The sequence below is a fragment of the Streptomyces sp. NPDC031100 genome (genome assembly GCF_055570785.1).
Genome location: NZ_JBVIGN010000012.1, coordinates 70046 through 85656 on the forward strand (window position 1 = coordinate 70046; position 15611 = coordinate 85656).

Below are 15611 nucleotides of genomic sequence, written 5' to 3' on the forward strand. Positions count from 1 at the left end.
GGGGCGGCATCGGAAAGGCTGTGAACGGGCTGTCAGACGGCCGAACCGGCCTTCCACTGCGCCCAGTCCATGTTCCAGCCGTTGAGGCCGTTGTCCGGGGAGACGGTCTTGTCGCCGGTGTGCTGGACGACCACGACGTCACCGAGCAGGGAGTTGTTGTACATCCACGCGGCCGGCGTGCTCGGGTCGCCCGCGCCCTTGGTGTCGGACAGGCCCACGCAGCCGTGGCTGGTGTTCACGCTGCCGAAGATGGACTTCGCGCCCCAGTAGTTGCCGTGCAGGAAGGTGCCGGAGCTGGTGAGGCGGATGGCGTGCGGCACGTCCTTGATGTCGTACTCGCCCTTGCCGTCGTCGTCGGTGAAGCCGACGGTCGCGCCGTTCATGCGCGTCTGCTTGAACTTCTCGGACATCACCATGATGCCCTCGTACGTCTTGTTCTCCGGCGAGCCGGCGGAGATCGGGATGGTCTTGACGACCTTGCCGTCCTGCGTGACCTTCATCTGCTTGGTCTGCGCGTCGACGTAGGAGACCTGGTTACGGCCGATGTGGAAGGTGACCGTCTTCTGCTGCACGCCGTAGACACCGCTCGCGCCCTGCACACCGTCGAGGTTCAGCTTCAGCGTGACGGTGGAGTTCTCCTGCCAGTACGTCTCCGGCCGGAAGTCGATGCGGTTGGCGTTGAACCAGTGGCCCACGACCTCCTGGCCGCTGCTGGAGGTGACCGTGATGCCCTTCTGGACGGCGGCCTTGTTGGTGATCGCCTTGTCGAAGTTGATCGACACGGGCATGCCCACGCCGACGGTGGTCCCGTTGTCCGGCGTGAAGTTGCCTATGAAGCTGTTGGTCGGGGAGACCGTGGTGAAGGAGGCGTTCTCGTGGGCCACGCGGCCCGCGGAGTCCTTGGCCTCGGCGGCGACCTTGTAGGTGGTCGAGCGCTCCAGCTGGGCGGTGGGCTTCCAGCTGGTCTTGTCGGCGGACAGCGCGCCCGCGACGGCCTTGCCGTCCTCTGTGGTCATCGTCACACCGGTGAGGGTGCCCTTGGCGACCTGGACGGCGGCCGAGTTGTTGATGGAGGCGTTGTTGGAGCCGTCCTTGGGCGTGATCGTGATCTGCGCCTCGGACGACTTCTTGGCGGCCGCCTCGTCGGCCTTGGCCTGAGAGGTGTCTCCGTTGTCGGCGGCCTTGGCGTTGCCGCCGCCGGAACATCCGGTGAGTGCCAGCACACCGCCGAGCAGTGCGGACGCGACCGTCAGGCCCCTGCGCCGCTTACTGTCCGTCATCACACGCTTCTCCATCGTTGCCGAATCCGCGAATACCCCGAGTCCCCGTCGGGAACCATCAACGCTACGGGCGATTCGTCCCGTTCCACATAGTTCGCGGGTGTGGGTAACACCACGTCCGCCCGGAGCGGGTGGTGCGGAAGTCGTCCGTGCGCCCCCTGAGACGACGAAACCCCGGACGGCGGTTGCCGTCCGGGGTCATGACTGCCCCGGGACGCTCAGCCGATGCCGTCCTCGTCTTCGTCGTCGTCCGCCCCATCATCCTCGTCCAGGTCCCAGTCCGGCGAATCCGGGTCGTACTCGATGTGCTCGCTGGACCAGGAGGCCTGCTGGAGCTCCACCCCGGGCACCTCGTTGACCAGGTCGAACGGGTCCACGAGATAGGCGAGGGCCTCCGCGGTGTCCTCCGTCACAGCGCCCTCGGCATGGACCCGCTCCTCCTGGGGCAGCTCCGGGTCGGCGGCGAGCCGGCGCAGCGCGGCCTTGGTGACCTCGCCCTCGTCGTGCACCTCGAGCACCAGCTCCACACGAAGCCGTACAAAACGTGATGTCTCTTCATCGTTCATGCGGGGAGCGTACGGCCGAAACCTCCCGTGACTTTCCTGTGACCCGCGACTTTCACTAACATCGCCCCACACGGCCAATTCGCCAGCGTCACAAGGGGATCGATATTCCGTGTCATCCGCTCGCCGCCCGTTGCTGACCGCCACCGCCGCGGGGACCCTCCTGTGTGCCCTGTGGTTCGTCCCGTCCGCCGGTGCGTCCCAGAACAGCCCGGCACGGACGACGACGCAGGCGGCCTCGACGACGCAGGTCACCCAGCAGGCGAAGGCACTGGGCGAGGCGACGGCCACGGGCTCCTCGGAGGCCACCCAGCTCGCCGACACCGGCAGCTTCGACACCACGCCGTACGTCGTCGGCGGCAGCCTGTTCCTCGCCGTGGGCGCCGGATTCGTCGTGTATTCGGTGCGCCGGGAACGCCTCGGCTTTTAATTGCGCTTGACGATTCTTTGACAGAGAACGCATAGTCCGCGCATGAAGAGATCATCGGGCGTGCGGCTGTGCGCCACCGCTGCTGTGAGCGCGCTGTCACTCGCCCTTGTCACGGGCTGTTCCGACGGGGGTTCCAAGGACTCCGGGAACGGCAAGGCCGGCTCGGCCGGGAAGACGCTGAGCGCCGCCGAGCTGAAGAAGCTGATCATCGCCGAGGGCGAGGTGCCCGGGTACAAGGTCGGGGCCGTGCCCGCCACCCGCGCCAAGCCGATCACGACCGACAGCGCGGAGTGCCGGCCGCTGGCCCGCGTCCTGTCCGGGCTCCCGCCGGTCGACGCGGCGGCGCAGACGGACCGGCTGGCCACGGAGAAACCGACGAAGGCCCCCAAGGACAACGCGACGTCCCTGGCCGACGGCAAGGTCGAGGACGCGATCAACAGGTCCATGGACATGGACGTCACCACGGTCAACCTGTCCTCGTACGACGGGGACGGCGCGGCGAAGGCCCTCGCCTCCGTCTCCGAGGCGATGAAGGCCTGCGCGGGCGGCTTCGGCGGCAAGCAGGCGGGCACCGCGGTCAAGTTCACCAAGGTCGCAGAGGCGAAGCCCGCGGGCGCGGGGGACGCGTCGGTGGCGTTCGCGGCGATGACCTCCATGGAGGACGGGGAGGCGGCTCCCGTCTACGGCGAGGTCGTCCGGCACGGCAGCACCCTGGCGTCGTACTACACGGTGAACATCGGCGCGATGATGGCCAAGAAGACGTACGCGGTGTCGGCCGCCGTCGTCAAGGCGCAGTCGGCCAAGCTGAAGTGACGTAGGAACGAGAGAAGGAAAGAGGGGCCCTGTCGCCGGACAGGGCCCCTTTCTTCCCGCCTTACCGAAGCGGGCCGGTGACCGTCTCCACGGCGGCGACGAGGTGCCCCCCGCGCACGAACGCGTCGGCGGCGGCCAGGTCGGGCGCCAGGAACCGGTCCGGGCCGGGGCCCTGCACACCGGCGGCGCGGACGGCGTCGATCACGGCCTGCGAGGCTGGCGCCGGGGTCAGGCCCTCGCGCAGCTCGATGCCGCGGGTGGCGGCGTACAGCTCGACGGCGATGATCCGGGTCAGGTTGTCGACGGCGGTGCGCAGCTTGCGCGCGGCCGACCAGCCCATGGACACGTGGTCCTCCTGCATCGCGGAGGACGGAATGGAGTCCGCGGAGGCGGGCACGGCCAGCCGCTTCATCTCGCTCACCAGCGCGGCCTGCGTGTACTGGGCGATCATGAGCCCGGAGTCGACACCGGCGTCGTCGGCGAGGAACGGCGGAAGCCCGTGGCTGCGGTTCTTGTCCAGCAGCCGGTCGGTGCGACGCTCGGCGATGGAGCCGAGGTCCGCGGCGGCGATGGCGAGGAAGTCCAGGACGTAGGCCACCGGGGCGCCGTGGAAGTTGCCGTTGGACTCGACGCGGCCGTCGGGCAGCACGACCGGGTTGTCGACGGCGGAGGCGAGCTCCCGCTCGGCGACGAGCCGGGCGTGCGCAAGGGTGTCGCGTCCGGCGCCGGCGACCTGCGGGGCACAGCGCACCGAGTAGGCGTCCTGGACGCGGGGAGCGTCGTCCTGGTGGTGCCCGGTGAGCCCGGACCCCTTGAGGACGGCGAGCATGTTGGCGGCGGAGGCACCCTGGCCCGGGTGCGGCCGGATGGCGTGCAGCTCAGGCGCGAGGACCTTGTCCGTGCCGAGCAGCGCCTCCATGCTGAGGGCGGCGGTGACGTCGGCGGACTTGTACAGGGTGTCCAGGTCGGCGAGGGCCATGACCAGCATGCCGAGCATGCCGTCGGTGCCGTTGAGGAGGGCCAGCCCCTCCTTCTCGCGCAGCTCGACGGCCTGGATCCCGTGTTCGGCAAGCAGCTCACCGGCCGGGCGGATGCTGCCGTCGGGACCCTCCGCCTCCCCCTCTCCCATGAGCGTGAGGGCGCAGTGGGACAGTGGGGCCAGGTCGCCGGAGCAGCCGAGGGAGCCGTACTCGTGCACGACCGGGGTGATCCCGGCGTTCAGCACGTCGGCCATGGTCTGCGCGACCTCGGGCCGGACACCGGTGTGCCCGGAGCAGACGGTCTTGAGCCGCAGGAACATCAGGGCCCGTACGACTTCCCGCTCGACCCGCGGGCCCATGCCGGCGGCGTGCGAGCGGACGATGTTGCGCTGCAGCTGGGCGCGCAGTTCCTGGCTGATGTGCCGGGTCGCCAGGGCTCCGAAACCGGTGGAGACGCCGTAGACCGGGTCCGGCTTGGCCGCCAGGGCGTCCACGATCTCCCGGGCCGCCGCGAGGGCCGCCACCGCCTCCGCCGACAGCTCGACCCGGGCGCCGCCGCGCGCCACGGCGAGAACGTCGGACGCGGTGACACCGGACGTCCCCACCACCACAGTGTGCATATCCATATTCAGGAGCGTACGCATTGAATGCGTTGATGTCACTAGTGGGAAACGGGAGTGCCCCTTACTCATCCGCGTGCTTCACCTCACACTCGCCCGTCACGGCCGACGCCCCCGGAACCGGCGCCGCTCGCCGTGCTCGACCCGCCCGGCCGACGGCTCGTCGGCGAGCCGCACGACGGGATCGTCCGCTCCTTCCCGGCCCGCCACCACAGGCCGGTCCGCGCGCACGGCCTTGGCCCGGTACTGAGCGGCGTCGGCCAGCCGGAACAGCCGCCGGGCGTCCCGCACCGGCCCGATGCCCTCCTCGGTCGAGGCGACCCCGCACGCCACTCCCTCCCCCAACTCCAGCTCGGCGGCGCGGCGGCACAGTTCGTCCGCCGCCTTGACCACGTCATCGGCAGGCGGCCCCACCGCCAGCAGACAGAACTCGTCCCCGCCGAGCCGTGCCGCGAGCGCGCCCGGCACCATCGCCCCGCACAGCGACAGCACCGACCCGAACCGCTCCAGCAGCCGGTCCCCCACGGCATGCCCGAGGGTGTCGTTGACCCGCTTGAGCCCATTGAGGTCGCAGACCACAAGACTGACGACCACCCCGTCCGCGCGATGCCGCTCGACGGCCTCCTCCAGGCGTACGTCCACCGCACGGCGGTTGGCGAGCCCGGTGAGGGCGTCGGTGTACGCGAGCCGGCGGGCCTCCTCCAGCCGCTCGGTCTGCGCGAGCCCGGCGGCGACAACGGAGGCGAGCACGGTGGCGAGGTCCGCGTCCGCCCCGTCGAACACGGGCACGTCGACCCCGCGGGCGACGTACAGCTCGCCCCAGGCCCTGCCGTGCAGCACGACGGGGGCGACCACGCAGCAGCCGCGGCCCCTGCGGCGCAGGGCGGCGACCCGCCGGTGGAAGTAGCCGGGGGTACCGGCCGCCGTTCCCTCGGCGGTCTCCACCCACGCGTTCGCCCCGCGGCCGCCCGCCCACCGCTCGTGCAGGAACTGGGTGATCTCCGGGAACTGGTGCACCGGATAGGCCTCGGCCTCCGGGAACTCCGCCTCGTCCGGGCGACGCTCCCCCACGTTCACCAGGACCCGCAGCCGCCCCAGCTCCCGCTCCCACACCGACAGCGCGGCGAAGCTCCCGTCCAGAGCCCGGCACGCACCGAGCGCGGCGGCCCGCCACGACTCCCGGGGGGTGTGCGCCGCCGCCATCCCCTGGGCCAGCGCCACCACGGCGGCGAGCCGCTTGTCGTCACCCATTACCCCAGGTTAGGGACGAAATCCAACAAATGGGGAGATAGGTGAACCGATCAGGTGGCCGCGACCGATCATCAGGCGCAGCCGATGCACCGCCGACCGCACACGCACCGCACACACTGCAGACTCACTCCCCCGGCCACTCCGGCTTCCGCTTCTCGTTGAAGGCCGCAACACCCTCCGCCCGGTCCCCCGAGAACGCCACCGAGCGCCACGCCGCGTCCTCGACCTCCAACCCGGCCCGCAGATCCAGCCCGTGCCCCAGCCGCAGCGCCCGCTTCGCCGCCCGCAGCCCCACCGGCGAGTTCCCGGCGATGCGCGCCGCCAGCGCCAGCGCCTCCTCACGGTCCCGCCCGTCCTCCACCAGCTGGTCCACGAGCCCCAGCTCGGCAGCCTCCACGGCCTCCAACCGCCGCGCCGTGAAGATCAACTCGGCCGCCCGCGCGGCCCCCACCCGTCGCGGCAGCAGCTGCGTACCGCCGCCCCCCGGAATCACGCCGACGGACACCTCCGGCAGCCCCACGACCGCCGTACGGTCCGCCACGATCAGATCGCAGGACAGGGCCAGCTCGAACCCGCCACCCAGCGCGAAGCCATGCACCGCAGCGATCGTCGGCACAGGCAGCTCCAGCACCCCGGTGTACGCCCCCCGCGCCACCGGCCGCTGCCGCACCAGATCGGCATCACTGAAGGAATTCCGCTCCTTCAGATCGGCCCCGACACAGAACGCCCGCTCATGGGACGAGGTCACCACGACGACCCGCGCCTCCCGGTCGGCACCGAGCGCCGCGCACGCGGACGCGATGGAACGGGCCATCTCGGTCGAGACGGCGTTCATGGCCTTGGGCCGGTCCAGCACCAGCTCCGCCACATGCCCGTGCCGCCGCACCAGCACGAACTCCCCGAACCGCTCCTCGCTCATGACACCCTCCGGTTAACGCGGGTTAACTCACTGCCGCCCCGATCATCGCAGCCGTACCCCGCCCCGGGAAAGAGCCGCCCCCGCCGCTGTTCTACGCCCGTTCGAGTGACATCCCGGCCGTCTCACCCCACACCGCCCACAGGAGCGCATAGCGTGCGCACCGCCACGGCGCGCCCGGGGCGCACGGCGGGGAGGACATCTCATGACAGCGATACCTGCACAGCCCGGTCAGCCCGAAACGAACCACCAGGCCGAGCCGAGGGAAACGGTCCTGCCCATCCTCCGCCGCGGCCGCCACCGCAAGCCCCGCCCCCGCAAGGTGCTGCTGGCCGCCGGCGGCATGGCCCTCGCGGCCGGAGTCCTCAGCCTCGTCCGAGTCGCGCCGGAGTCCGGGGTGGTGGCCCCCGGCACAGCGGAGGCCGAGCCCCGCCTGGACACGGGCGCCACCAGCAAGACCACCCCCACCCCCACACCACGACCGTCGGCCACCTCGGCGATGGGCGGACAAAGCGCCACCCCAACACCCACAGGCGCAGCCACTCCACCGGCCACGCCCACCCCACACCCCGGCAACGCGGACGTCCCCACCACCATCCCGACGGCCGCCCCCGAGCCGACGACCCCGTCCACTACGGCCCCCCGCGCGACGCCGACGACCCCCGCACCCACCCGTCCTCCGACACCGGCCCCGAGCCACAGCACAGCCACGCCTCCACCCGACGGGGTGTGCGTACCGGTGATCGGCCTGTGCGTGGACCTACCAGGAGCCCGGCAGAAATAAGAACGTCAGGCCCGCGACAAAACCAAGATCGTCAGGACTGCCCGTCCCGACGATTGAGCAGCCACGGCTCGACGACACCGAGCCCACGGACCGGACGCTGCCACATCGGCTGGAGCGCAAACCGATACACCGGCGGCTCCTCGCCCTCCTTCTCCGCGGCGGCCGCGGCCTCGGCGGCCTCCGCCTCCGAGGCGGGCGCCTCACTGGTGCGGATCAACTCCTCCGCGAAGGCACTGTCCACCAGCACGGCGTCACGGGGCGCTATCGACGTCAGCCGCGAGGCGAGATTGACGGTCGTACCGAAGACATCACCCATCCGGGTGGTGACGGTCCCGAACGCCATCCCGACCCGCAGCTCGGGCATGGTCTCGTCGTTCGCCATCGTCTCAACGAGCCGCAGGGCGATGTCAGCGGCCGTACCCGCGTCGTCCGCGGCGTACAGCACCTCGTCACCAAGCGTCTTGATGAGCCGCCCGCCCCGGGCGGCCACCAGATCGGCAGCGGTGGTCTCGAAGGCCTCGACCAGCTCGCCGAGCTCCTCCTCCTCCATCCGCCGGGTCAGCCGCGTGAACCCGACGAGATCGGCGAAGCCGACGGCCAGCCGCCGGTCGACCATCTCCTCGTCGTCGGCGGCCTGCACGACCCGGCCGGCCGAGGCGGCGAGCTGGCGGCGCCACACATAGACCAGGAACTCCTCCAGCTCGGGCAGGAGCAGCTCGACGATCGGGTACGTCACCTCGGTGCGGGTCATGCCCGGCTCGGGCGGCTCGGTCAACCCCTCCAGGAAGGAGTCCATCTGCCACTCCGCCAAACGGGCGGTGGTCTGCCCGGTCGACCGCGCGACCTGCACGGCCATGGCCTCGCTGAGCAGCCCCGCCTCGACGAGACCGGCCAGGCGCCGCAGGGCCAGTACGTCGGCCTCGGTGAGCGCCTTGGCCTGCCCGATGTCCGCGAACCCCATGGCCCGCCAGAACCGCGACGCCAGCTCCATGGAGACACCGGCGCTGCGGGCAGCCTGGAAGGGGGTGTAGCGCCGCTCCGCGCCCAGGATGAGATGTTCCAGACGCAGCGCGAGCGGATCCTCGCCGGACGCGGCGGCGTGGGGTTCCACCCGGCCGTCCCCGTCCGCGCCGGAGCCCGTCTCGTCAACGGTCACGCCTGCTGCCCTTCCGATCTGCCGCGGTCAGATATCGACCGGCCTCAACTCTACGGCAGGTGTGCGCCAGCTCACTCCGTCGGGTTCGGGCCGGACAGGCTGGAGGTGCGGCACCCGCCCACGGCGGGAAGGGGCCGTGCCGGGGGGTGTCCGCCCGCAGCGGTTGGCGCGTCAACACCTGCACCTCGCAAAGGAACCGATTCCGCGCCGTTCCGAGGACGGACACCCCCCGGCGCGGCCCCGACGACGACCCCACACTGGGCGTTACACAAACCCCACCCACCCGCACAGGCGCCGCAGGCACCCGCGCCGCAGGCACCGTCAAGCAGGCCGCAGATGCACGATGTCCCCGGCCCCCACGGGCTCCTGCACACCACCCTCCGTGGCAATCACCAGCCGCCCGTCCCCATCGACAGCCACCGCCTCCCCCACGATCGCCCGATCCCCCGGCAGCTCGGCCCGCACCACCCGCCCCAACGTCGCGCACTCCTCCGCATACGTCTCCTGCAGCCCAGAGACGCCCGGATCACCCCCGGCACCCCGCCACCGCCCGTACCACTCCTCCAGCGACCGCAGCACAGCCCGCAGCAACGGATCCCGGTCCGTGCTCACCGCCCCGGCCAGCGCCAGCGACCCCGCCTGGGGCACAGGCAGCTCCTCGGCCCGCAGGGAGACGTTGATGCCGACGCCCACGACCACCCCGTCGTCCCCGGCCCGCTCGGCAAGGATGCCCCCGGCCTTGCGCTCCTCACCGCCGACGGACACCAGCAGATCGTTCGGCCACTTCAGCGCCGTATCCACACCCGTCGCCCGGGACAACCCCGAAGCCACCGCCACCCCGGTGAGCAGCGGCAGCCACCCCCACCGAGCCACCGGCACCTCGACCGGCTTGAGCAGGACGGAGAAGAAGAGACCCGACCGAGCCGGCGCGGTCCACTGCCGCTCCAGCCGCCCCCGCCCGGCGGTCTGCTCCTCGGCGACCAGGACCGCGCCCTCGCCCGCCTTTCCGGCCGCGGCCCGGTCCACCAGGTCGGAGTTGGTGGAGCCGGTGCGCTGGACCACCTCGACCTCCGACCACAGACCGCCCTCCCGGACCAGCCCGCGCCGCAGCCCCGCGGCGTTCAGGGGCGGGCGCTCGAGGTCGGACCAACGGCTGTCGTCTGATGCATTGTGCGGCGTCATGCAAGTCACCCTAGGTGTGGGAAACGCCGCACTGCCGACGCCAGGCCACACCACTACGCTACGGATGAGTAACCGTCCCCCCTTTTGAGCAGGCAGGGAGCCGCGATCCCGATGTCCGAGCCGGAAGAGATCGACATTCACACGACCGCGGGCAAGCTCGCGGATCTGCAGCGCCGTGTCCACGAGGCGACGCACGCAGGCTCGGAGCGCGCCGTAGAAAAGCAGCACGCCAAGGGCAAACTGACGGCCCGTGAGCGCATCGAGCTCCTCCTCGACGAGGGCTCCTTCGTGGAGTTGGACGAGTTCGCCCGTCACCGCTCCACCAACTTCGGCCTGGACAAGAACCGCCCGTACGGCGACGGCGTGGTGACCGGTTACGGCACGGTCGACGGCCGCCCGGTAGCCGTGTTCTCCCAGGACTTCACGGTCTTCGGCGGCGCACTCGGCGAGGTCTACGGCCAGAAGATCGTCAAGGTGATGGACTTCGCCCTGAAGACGGGCTGCCCGGTCATCGGCATCAACGACTCGGGCGGCGCGCGCATCCAGGAGGGAGTCGCCTCCCTCGGCGCGTACGGCGAGATCTTCCGCCGCAACACCCACGCCTCGGGCGTGATCCCGCAGATCAGCCTGGTCGTCGGCCCGTGCGCGGGCGGCGCGGTCTACTCCCCCGCGATCACCGACTTCACGGTCATGGTCGACCAGACCTCGCACATGTTCATCACCGGCCCGGACGTCATCAAGACCGTCACCGGCGAGGACGTCGGCTTCGAGGAACTGGGCGGCGCCCGCACCCACAACGCCACCTCCGGCGTGGCGCACCACATGGCGGGCGACGAGAAGGACGCGATCGAGTACGTCAAGCAGCTGCTGTCGTACCTGCCGTCCAACAACCTCAGCGAGCCCCCGGTGTTCCCGGAGGAGGCGGACCTCGCGGTCGGCGCCGAGGACCTGGAGCTGGACACCCTGGTCCCGGACAGCGCGAACCAGCCGTACGACATCCGCACGGTGATCGAACACGTCCTGGACGACGCCGAGTTCTTCGAAACCCAGTCGCTCTTCGCGCCGAACATCGTCACCGGCTTCGGCCGGGTCGAGGGCCACCCGGTGGGCATCGTCGCGAACCAGCCGATGCAGTTCGCCGGCTGCCTCGACATCGACGCGAGCGAGAAGGCGGCCCGCTTCGTCCGCACGTGCGACGCGTTCAACCTCCCGGTGCTCACCTTCGTCGACGTGCCCGGGTTCCTCCCCGGCGTCGACCAGGAGCACACGGGCATCATCCGCCGAGGCGCGAAGCTGATCTACGCCTACGCGGAAGCCACCGTCCCGCTCATCACGGTCATCACCCGCAAGGCCTTCGGCGGCGCCTACGACGTCATGGGCTCCAAGCACCTGGGTGCGGACCTCAACCTGGCCTGGCCGACCGCCCAGATCGCCGTCATGGGCGCGCAGGGTGCCGTCAACATCCTGCACCGCCGCACGATCGCGGAGGCGGAGGCGAACGGAGAGGACCTCGAGGCGGTCCGCGCCCGCCTGATCCAGGAGTACGAGGACACCCTCCTCAACCCCTACATCGCGGCCGAGCGAGGTTACATCGACGCGGTGATCATGCCGTCGGACACCCGGGCCCACATCGTGCGCGGCCTGCGTCAGCTGCGCACGAAGCGGGAATCCCTGCCTCCGAAGAAGCACGGCAACATCCCCCTCTAGGCCCCGCTGACCTTTGGAGCGGTCATGAACATCAAGGTCGTACGAGGCAACCCCACCCCCGAGGAGCTGGCCGCCGCCCTGGCGGTGGTCCGCGCCCGCGCCGCGGCGGCAGCAGCGGTGCCGCCCGGCGCACCGGGCCCGCGGGACTCCTGGTCGGACCCGGCCCGCATCGCAGGCCACCACGTCCCGCGCCCGGGCCCGGCGTCATGGACCCGCACCTACTGGCCGAGCTGAGGCCTGACTCCCCAGGGGCGCGGGGCTGCATCGATATGCGGCTCCGCCGCGGGGCGCGACCAGCCACAACGGACCCGCAGCGACCCGCGCCCCGCACAACCCCGTGCAACACCGGGTGCCAATTTGAGTACGCCTACTCAGGCACCCTCCCCGGCCCAAGCCCCACGCTGGTGGCATGCTGTGGTCAGACCCCGAGAACGAGCCGCCGAAGGAACTCCGCGACATGCAGGAGATGCTCCGGCGGCTCGGCTTCGTCCTGGCCCTGGCCATGCTCCTCGGAATGATCGTCATCGGCCTGAGATGAGGACCCGAGGAGGGGACCCGAGGTGAGGACAGTGAGGCCGGCGCACACGCCCTGGCCTAACCTGACCGCATGACTGCTAAGCCGCGCAGACGCCTCGTGCTCGCTTCCAAGTCCCCCGCCCGCCTGGGCCTCCTCCGCCAGGCCGGCCTCGCGCCCGAGGTGATCGTGAGCGGGATCGACGAGGATGCCGTCACCGCGCCCACCCCGGCCGAGCTGGCGCTCGCGCTCGCCGAGGCCAAGGCCTCGGTCGTGGCGGCCAAGCCGGAGGTGCAGGGCGCCCTGGTGATCGGCTGCGACTCGGTGCTGGAGCTGGACGGGCAGGCGCTCGGCAAGCCCACGGACGCGGAGGAGGCCACCGCCCGCTGGAAGGCGATGCGCGGGCGGGCCGGAACCCTCCAGACGGGGCACTGCATCTGGGACACGGCGGCCAAGCGGTTCGTCGCCGGGGTCGCCTCCACCGTCGTCCACTTCGGCGAACCGAGCGACGAGGAGATCGCCGCGTACGTCGCGTCCGGCGAGCCTCTCTTCGTCGCCGGAGCCTTCACCCTGGACGGCCGCTCGGCACCGTTCATCGAGGGCATCGACGGCGACCACGGCAACGTGATCGGTATCAGCCTGCCCCTGGTACGGCGCCTGCTGGCCGAACTGGGCGTCGGCATCACGGAGTTGTGGGCACCGGCTGAGTGACCTGGGCGGGCACGGAGTCCTGCGGCTCCTCGTCGCCGTCCTGGGGCTCACCCGTCCGGCTGTGCGACCCGCCCGCCGTGTCCACGGGGGCGGGCTCGCCCTCGGCCTTCGGGTCGCCGCCCTCCTCCGGGGCGCCGTCGGAGGGGGCCTGCTCCCGGCCGCCGTCGTGGTCGTACGTCATCAGGAGCAGCACGACGAGGCCGAGCACGACCACCATGAACACGAAGGCCTTCCAGCCCACCAGGCCCCAGGTGAACGCGCCGAGCAGGCCGTGCACCACCGCGACGCTGATCAGCAGGACCCGGCCGAAGCCGGCGGGCGGCCGGTTGCGTATCGCCACGAGGAGGGCCACCAGGGCGCAGAGGGCGAAGTAGAGACCGAAGACGAGGCCGCCGATCTTCGAGGACGTCGACATGACGTCGGTGTCGAGGCCGGCCAGGGACATGTCCTGCCGGTCCACGACCACTCCGAGGAACCAGTTCAGTGCTCCGATCGCGAACGCCTCGACCAGGAGGACGACCGCTACGACCCATGCCACCGGTCTGCGCACCACCGGTCCCCACCCACTTTCGACCTCAGCCCGAGCAGAGCTGCTGTTACCTGAAGTACGTTCGAGTCATCGCGCACGCTACTAACGGGTAAACCGGGGGACAAGGGTTCGGACACCAGCAAAGAATCATTGGGCCATTCGTAGGGACTCGACAAAGAAACAGAGTGGGCCGCAGCACGCTCTCACAGAGACCTTGACCACACGACGGGGCTAGGGTTTTCCGGAGGAGCCCTGCGTACCGCGGTGCGACAAGGGCTTTCGCGGTTCGGGCGAGCCCCGCATCACGCTCCGTGTGGGCAAGCTCACCATTGGGGACGGGTCGAAGTGCCGTGTCGGCAGTCCCTAAACTCGGCTTGTTTCAAGGAGGGAGCCTCAATCGTGCGCAAGGTGCTCATCGCCAACCGTGGCGAAATCGCTGTCCGCGTGGCCCGGGCCTGCCGGGACGCCGGGATCGCGAGCGTGGCCGTCTATGCAGAGCCCGACCGGGACGCTCTGCACGTCCGCGCCGCGGATGAGGCGTTCGCCCTGGGCGGTGACACCCCGGCCACCAGCTACCTGGACATCGACAAGGTCCTGAACGCGGCACGCGAGTCCGGCGCGGACGCCATCCACCCCGGCTACGGCTTCCTCTCCGAGAACGCCGACTTCGCCCAGGCCGTCCTGGACGCCGGCCTGATCTGGATCGGCCCCCCGCCGCAGGCCATCCGCGACCTGGGTGACAAGGTCGCCGCCCGGCACATCGCCCAGCGTGCCGGCGCCCCCCTGGTCGCCGGCACCCCCGACCCGGTGAGCGGTGCGGAGGAGGTCGTCGCCTTCGCCGAGCAGCACGGCCTGCCGATCGCCATCAAGGCCGCCTTCGGCGGCGGCGGGCGCGGCCTGAAGGTCGCCCGCACCCTCGAAGAGGTCCCCGAGCTGTACGAGTCCGCGGTCCGCGAGGCGGTCGCCGCGTTCGGCCGCGGCGAGTGCTTCGTCGAGCGCTACCTCGACCGCCCCCGCCACGTGGAGACCCAGTGCCTGGCCGACAAGCACGGCAACGTGGTCGTGGTCTCCACCCGTGACTGCTCGCTGCAGCGCCGCCACCAGAAGCTGGTCGAGGAGGCCCCCGCCCCCTTCCTGTCCGAGGAGCAGGTCGCCGAGCTGTACAGCGCCTCCAAGGCGATCCTGAAGGAGGCCGGCTACGTCGGCGCCGGCACGTGTGAGTTCCTGGTCGGCCAGGACGGCACGATCTCCTTCCTGGAGGTCAACACCCGCCTGCAGGTCGAGCACCCGGTCACCGAAGAGGTCACCGGCATCGACCTGGTCCGCGAGATGTTCCGCATCGCCGACGGCGAGGAACTCGGCTACGACGACCCCGCCCTGCGCGGCCACTCCTTCGAGTTCCGCATCAACGGCGAGGACCCCGGCCGCAACTTCCTGCCCGCCCCCGGCACGGTGACCGCGTTCGCCCCGCCGTCCGGCCCCGGCGTGCGCCTGGACGCGGGCGTGGAGTCCGGCAGCGTGATCGGCCCGGCCTGGGACTCCCTGCTGGCCAAGCTGATCGTCACCGGCCGCACCCGCAAGGAGGCCCTGCAGCGGGCCGCCCGCGCCCTGGAGGAGTTCCGGGTCGAGGGCATGGCCACCGCGATCCCCTTCCACCGCGCGGTGGTCACCGACGCCGCCTTCGCCCCCGAGCTGACCGGCTCCGACGAGGCGTTCACGGTCCACACCCGCTGGATCGAGACCGAGTTCGTCAACGAGATCAAGCCCTTCGCCACCCCCGCCGAGACCGAGGCGGAGGAGGACGCCGGCCGCGAGACGGTCGTCGTCGAGGTCGGCGGCAAGCGCCTGGAGGTCTCCCTCCCGGCCTCCCTGGGCATGTCCCTGGCCCGCACCGGCCTCGCCGCCGGCGCCAAGCCCAAGCGCCGCGCGGCCAAGAAGTCCGGCCCCGTCGCCTCCGGCGACACCCTCGCCTCCCCGATGCAGGGCACCATCGTCAAGGTCGCCGTCGAAGAAGGCCAGGAGGTCAAGGAAGGCGACCTCGTCGTCGTCCTCGAGGCCATGAAGATGGAGCAGCCCCTCAACGCCCACAAGGCAGGCACCATCAAGGGCCTGAACTTCGAGGTCGGCGCCTCCGTCACATCCGGCGCGGCGATCTGCGAGATCAAGGACTGACGT

16 protein-coding genes are annotated in these 15611 nt (G+C 71.0%); 8 read left to right on the forward strand and 8 right to left on the reverse strand.

Going from position 1 to position 15611, the window contains the following annotated elements; translation table 11 throughout:
• Positions 1 to 32: 32 nt before the first annotated feature.
• Positions 33 to 1280, reverse strand: a complete 1248-nt coding sequence (locus tag ACZ5DS_RS30320; protein ID WP_468244780.1) for a L,D-transpeptidase — start codon at positions 1278 to 1280, stop codon at positions 33 to 35.
• Between the two features lie 218 nt (positions 1281 to 1498).
• Complete coding sequence (locus ACZ5DS_RS30325; RefSeq protein ID WP_468244783.1) at positions 1499 to 1846, reverse strand: hypothetical protein; 348 nt, start codon at positions 1844 to 1846, stop codon at positions 1499 to 1501.
• A 109-nt stretch (positions 1847 to 1955) separates the two neighbouring features.
• On the opposite strand from ACZ5DS_RS30325, the gene ACZ5DS_RS30330 reads away from it, so the two are divergent.
• Positions 1956 to 2273, forward strand: coding sequence for an LAETG motif-containing sortase-dependent surface protein (locus tag ACZ5DS_RS30330; protein WP_468244785.1), 318 nt, complete (start codon positions 1956 to 1958; stop codon positions 2271 to 2273).
• 42 nt (positions 2274 to 2315) lie between these two features.
• Entirely contained in the window at positions 2316 to 3086 is a 771-nt protein-coding gene (locus ACZ5DS_RS30335; protein WP_468244788.1) for a hypothetical protein, read from the forward strand.
• A 61-nt stretch (positions 3087 to 3147) separates the two neighbouring features.
• On the opposite strand, the gene hutH is transcribed toward ACZ5DS_RS30335, so the two are convergent.
• From hutH to ACZ5DS_RS30350, 3 genes are all read right to left on the reverse strand, one after another.
• Positions 3148 to 4686 carry a histidine ammonia-lyase gene (hutH, locus tag ACZ5DS_RS30340; protein ID WP_468245274.1) on the reverse strand — a complete coding sequence of 513 codons (1539 nt, stop codon included), beginning with the start codon at positions 4684 to 4686 and terminating at the stop codon, positions 3148 to 3150.
• Positions 4687 to 4785: 99 nt separating this feature from the next.
• A complete protein-coding gene (locus ACZ5DS_RS30345; protein WP_468244791.1) occupies positions 4786 to 5937 on the reverse strand; it encodes a GGDEF domain-containing protein in 1152 nt (383 codons plus the stop codon).
• Positions 5938 to 6061: 124 nt separating this feature from the next.
• On the reverse strand, positions 6062 to 6856 hold the full coding sequence (locus tag ACZ5DS_RS30350) for an enoyl-CoA hydratase/isomerase family protein (RefSeq protein ID WP_468244793.1): 795 nt from the start codon (positions 6854 to 6856) through the stop codon (positions 6062 to 6064).
• Between the two features lie 202 nt (positions 6857 to 7058).
• Between ACZ5DS_RS30350 and ACZ5DS_RS30355 the strand changes: the two genes are divergently transcribed.
• Entirely contained in the window at positions 7059 to 7637 is a 579-nt protein-coding gene (locus tag ACZ5DS_RS30355) for a hypothetical protein (protein ID WP_468244795.1), read from the forward strand.
• Positions 7638 to 7668: 31 nt separating this feature from the next.
• Here ACZ5DS_RS30355 and ACZ5DS_RS30360 read toward each other — a convergent pair whose 3' ends face one another.
• Both ACZ5DS_RS30360 and ACZ5DS_RS30365 read right to left on the reverse strand, forming a co-directional pair.
• The gene (locus tag ACZ5DS_RS30360) at positions 7669 to 8793 is read right to left on the reverse strand and encodes an adenylate/guanylate cyclase domain-containing protein (RefSeq protein WP_468244798.1); all 1125 of its coding nucleotides are present in this window, start codon (positions 8791 to 8793) and stop codon (positions 7669 to 7671) included.
• Positions 8794 to 9114: 321 nt separating this feature from the next.
• Positions 9115 to 9975, reverse strand: coding sequence for a biotin--[acetyl-CoA-carboxylase] ligase (locus ACZ5DS_RS30365; protein ID WP_468244800.1), 861 nt, complete (start codon positions 9973 to 9975; stop codon positions 9115 to 9117).
• Positions 9976 to 10086: 111 nt separating this feature from the next.
• On the opposite strand from ACZ5DS_RS30365, the gene ACZ5DS_RS30370 reads away from it, so the two are divergent.
• The 4 genes from ACZ5DS_RS30370 to ACZ5DS_RS30385 all read left to right on the forward strand — a co-directional run bounded on the left by ACZ5DS_RS30370 (position 10087) and on the right by ACZ5DS_RS30385 (position 12907).
• Positions 10087 to 11682, forward strand: a complete 1596-nt coding sequence (locus ACZ5DS_RS30370; protein WP_468244803.1) for an acyl-CoA carboxylase subunit beta — start codon at positions 10087 to 10089, stop codon at positions 11680 to 11682.
• A 24-nt stretch (positions 11683 to 11706) separates the two neighbouring features.
• Complete coding sequence (locus ACZ5DS_RS30375) at positions 11707 to 11916, forward strand: acyl-CoA carboxylase epsilon subunit (protein WP_468244806.1); 210 nt, start codon at positions 11707 to 11709, stop codon at positions 11914 to 11916.
• Between the two features lie 175 nt (positions 11917 to 12091).
• Complete coding sequence (gene mmpB, locus ACZ5DS_RS30380; RefSeq protein ID WP_468244809.1) at positions 12092 to 12220, forward strand: morphogenic membrane protein MmpB; 129 nt, start codon at positions 12092 to 12094, stop codon at positions 12218 to 12220.
• A gap of 69 nt (positions 12221 to 12289) precedes the next feature.
• Entirely contained in the window at positions 12290 to 12907 is a 618-nt protein-coding gene (locus tag ACZ5DS_RS30385) for a Maf family protein (RefSeq protein ID WP_468244811.1), read from the forward strand.
• Here the strand turns inward: ACZ5DS_RS30385 and ACZ5DS_RS30390 are convergent.
• Positions 12879 to 13445 carry a hypothetical protein gene (locus ACZ5DS_RS30390; protein ID WP_468244814.1) on the reverse strand — a complete coding sequence of 189 codons (567 nt, stop codon included), beginning with the start codon at positions 13443 to 13445 and terminating at the stop codon, positions 12879 to 12881. The genes ACZ5DS_RS30385 and ACZ5DS_RS30390 overlap by 29 nt on opposite strands.
• 390 nt (positions 13446 to 13835) lie before the next feature.
• On the opposite strand from ACZ5DS_RS30390, the gene ACZ5DS_RS30395 reads away from it, so the two are divergent.
• Positions 13836 to 15608 carry an acetyl/propionyl/methylcrotonyl-CoA carboxylase subunit alpha gene (locus ACZ5DS_RS30395; RefSeq protein ID WP_468244817.1) on the forward strand — a complete coding sequence of 591 codons (1773 nt, stop codon included), beginning with the start codon at positions 13836 to 13838 and terminating at the stop codon, positions 15606 to 15608.
• Positions 15609 to 15611: the final 3 nt, after the last annotated feature.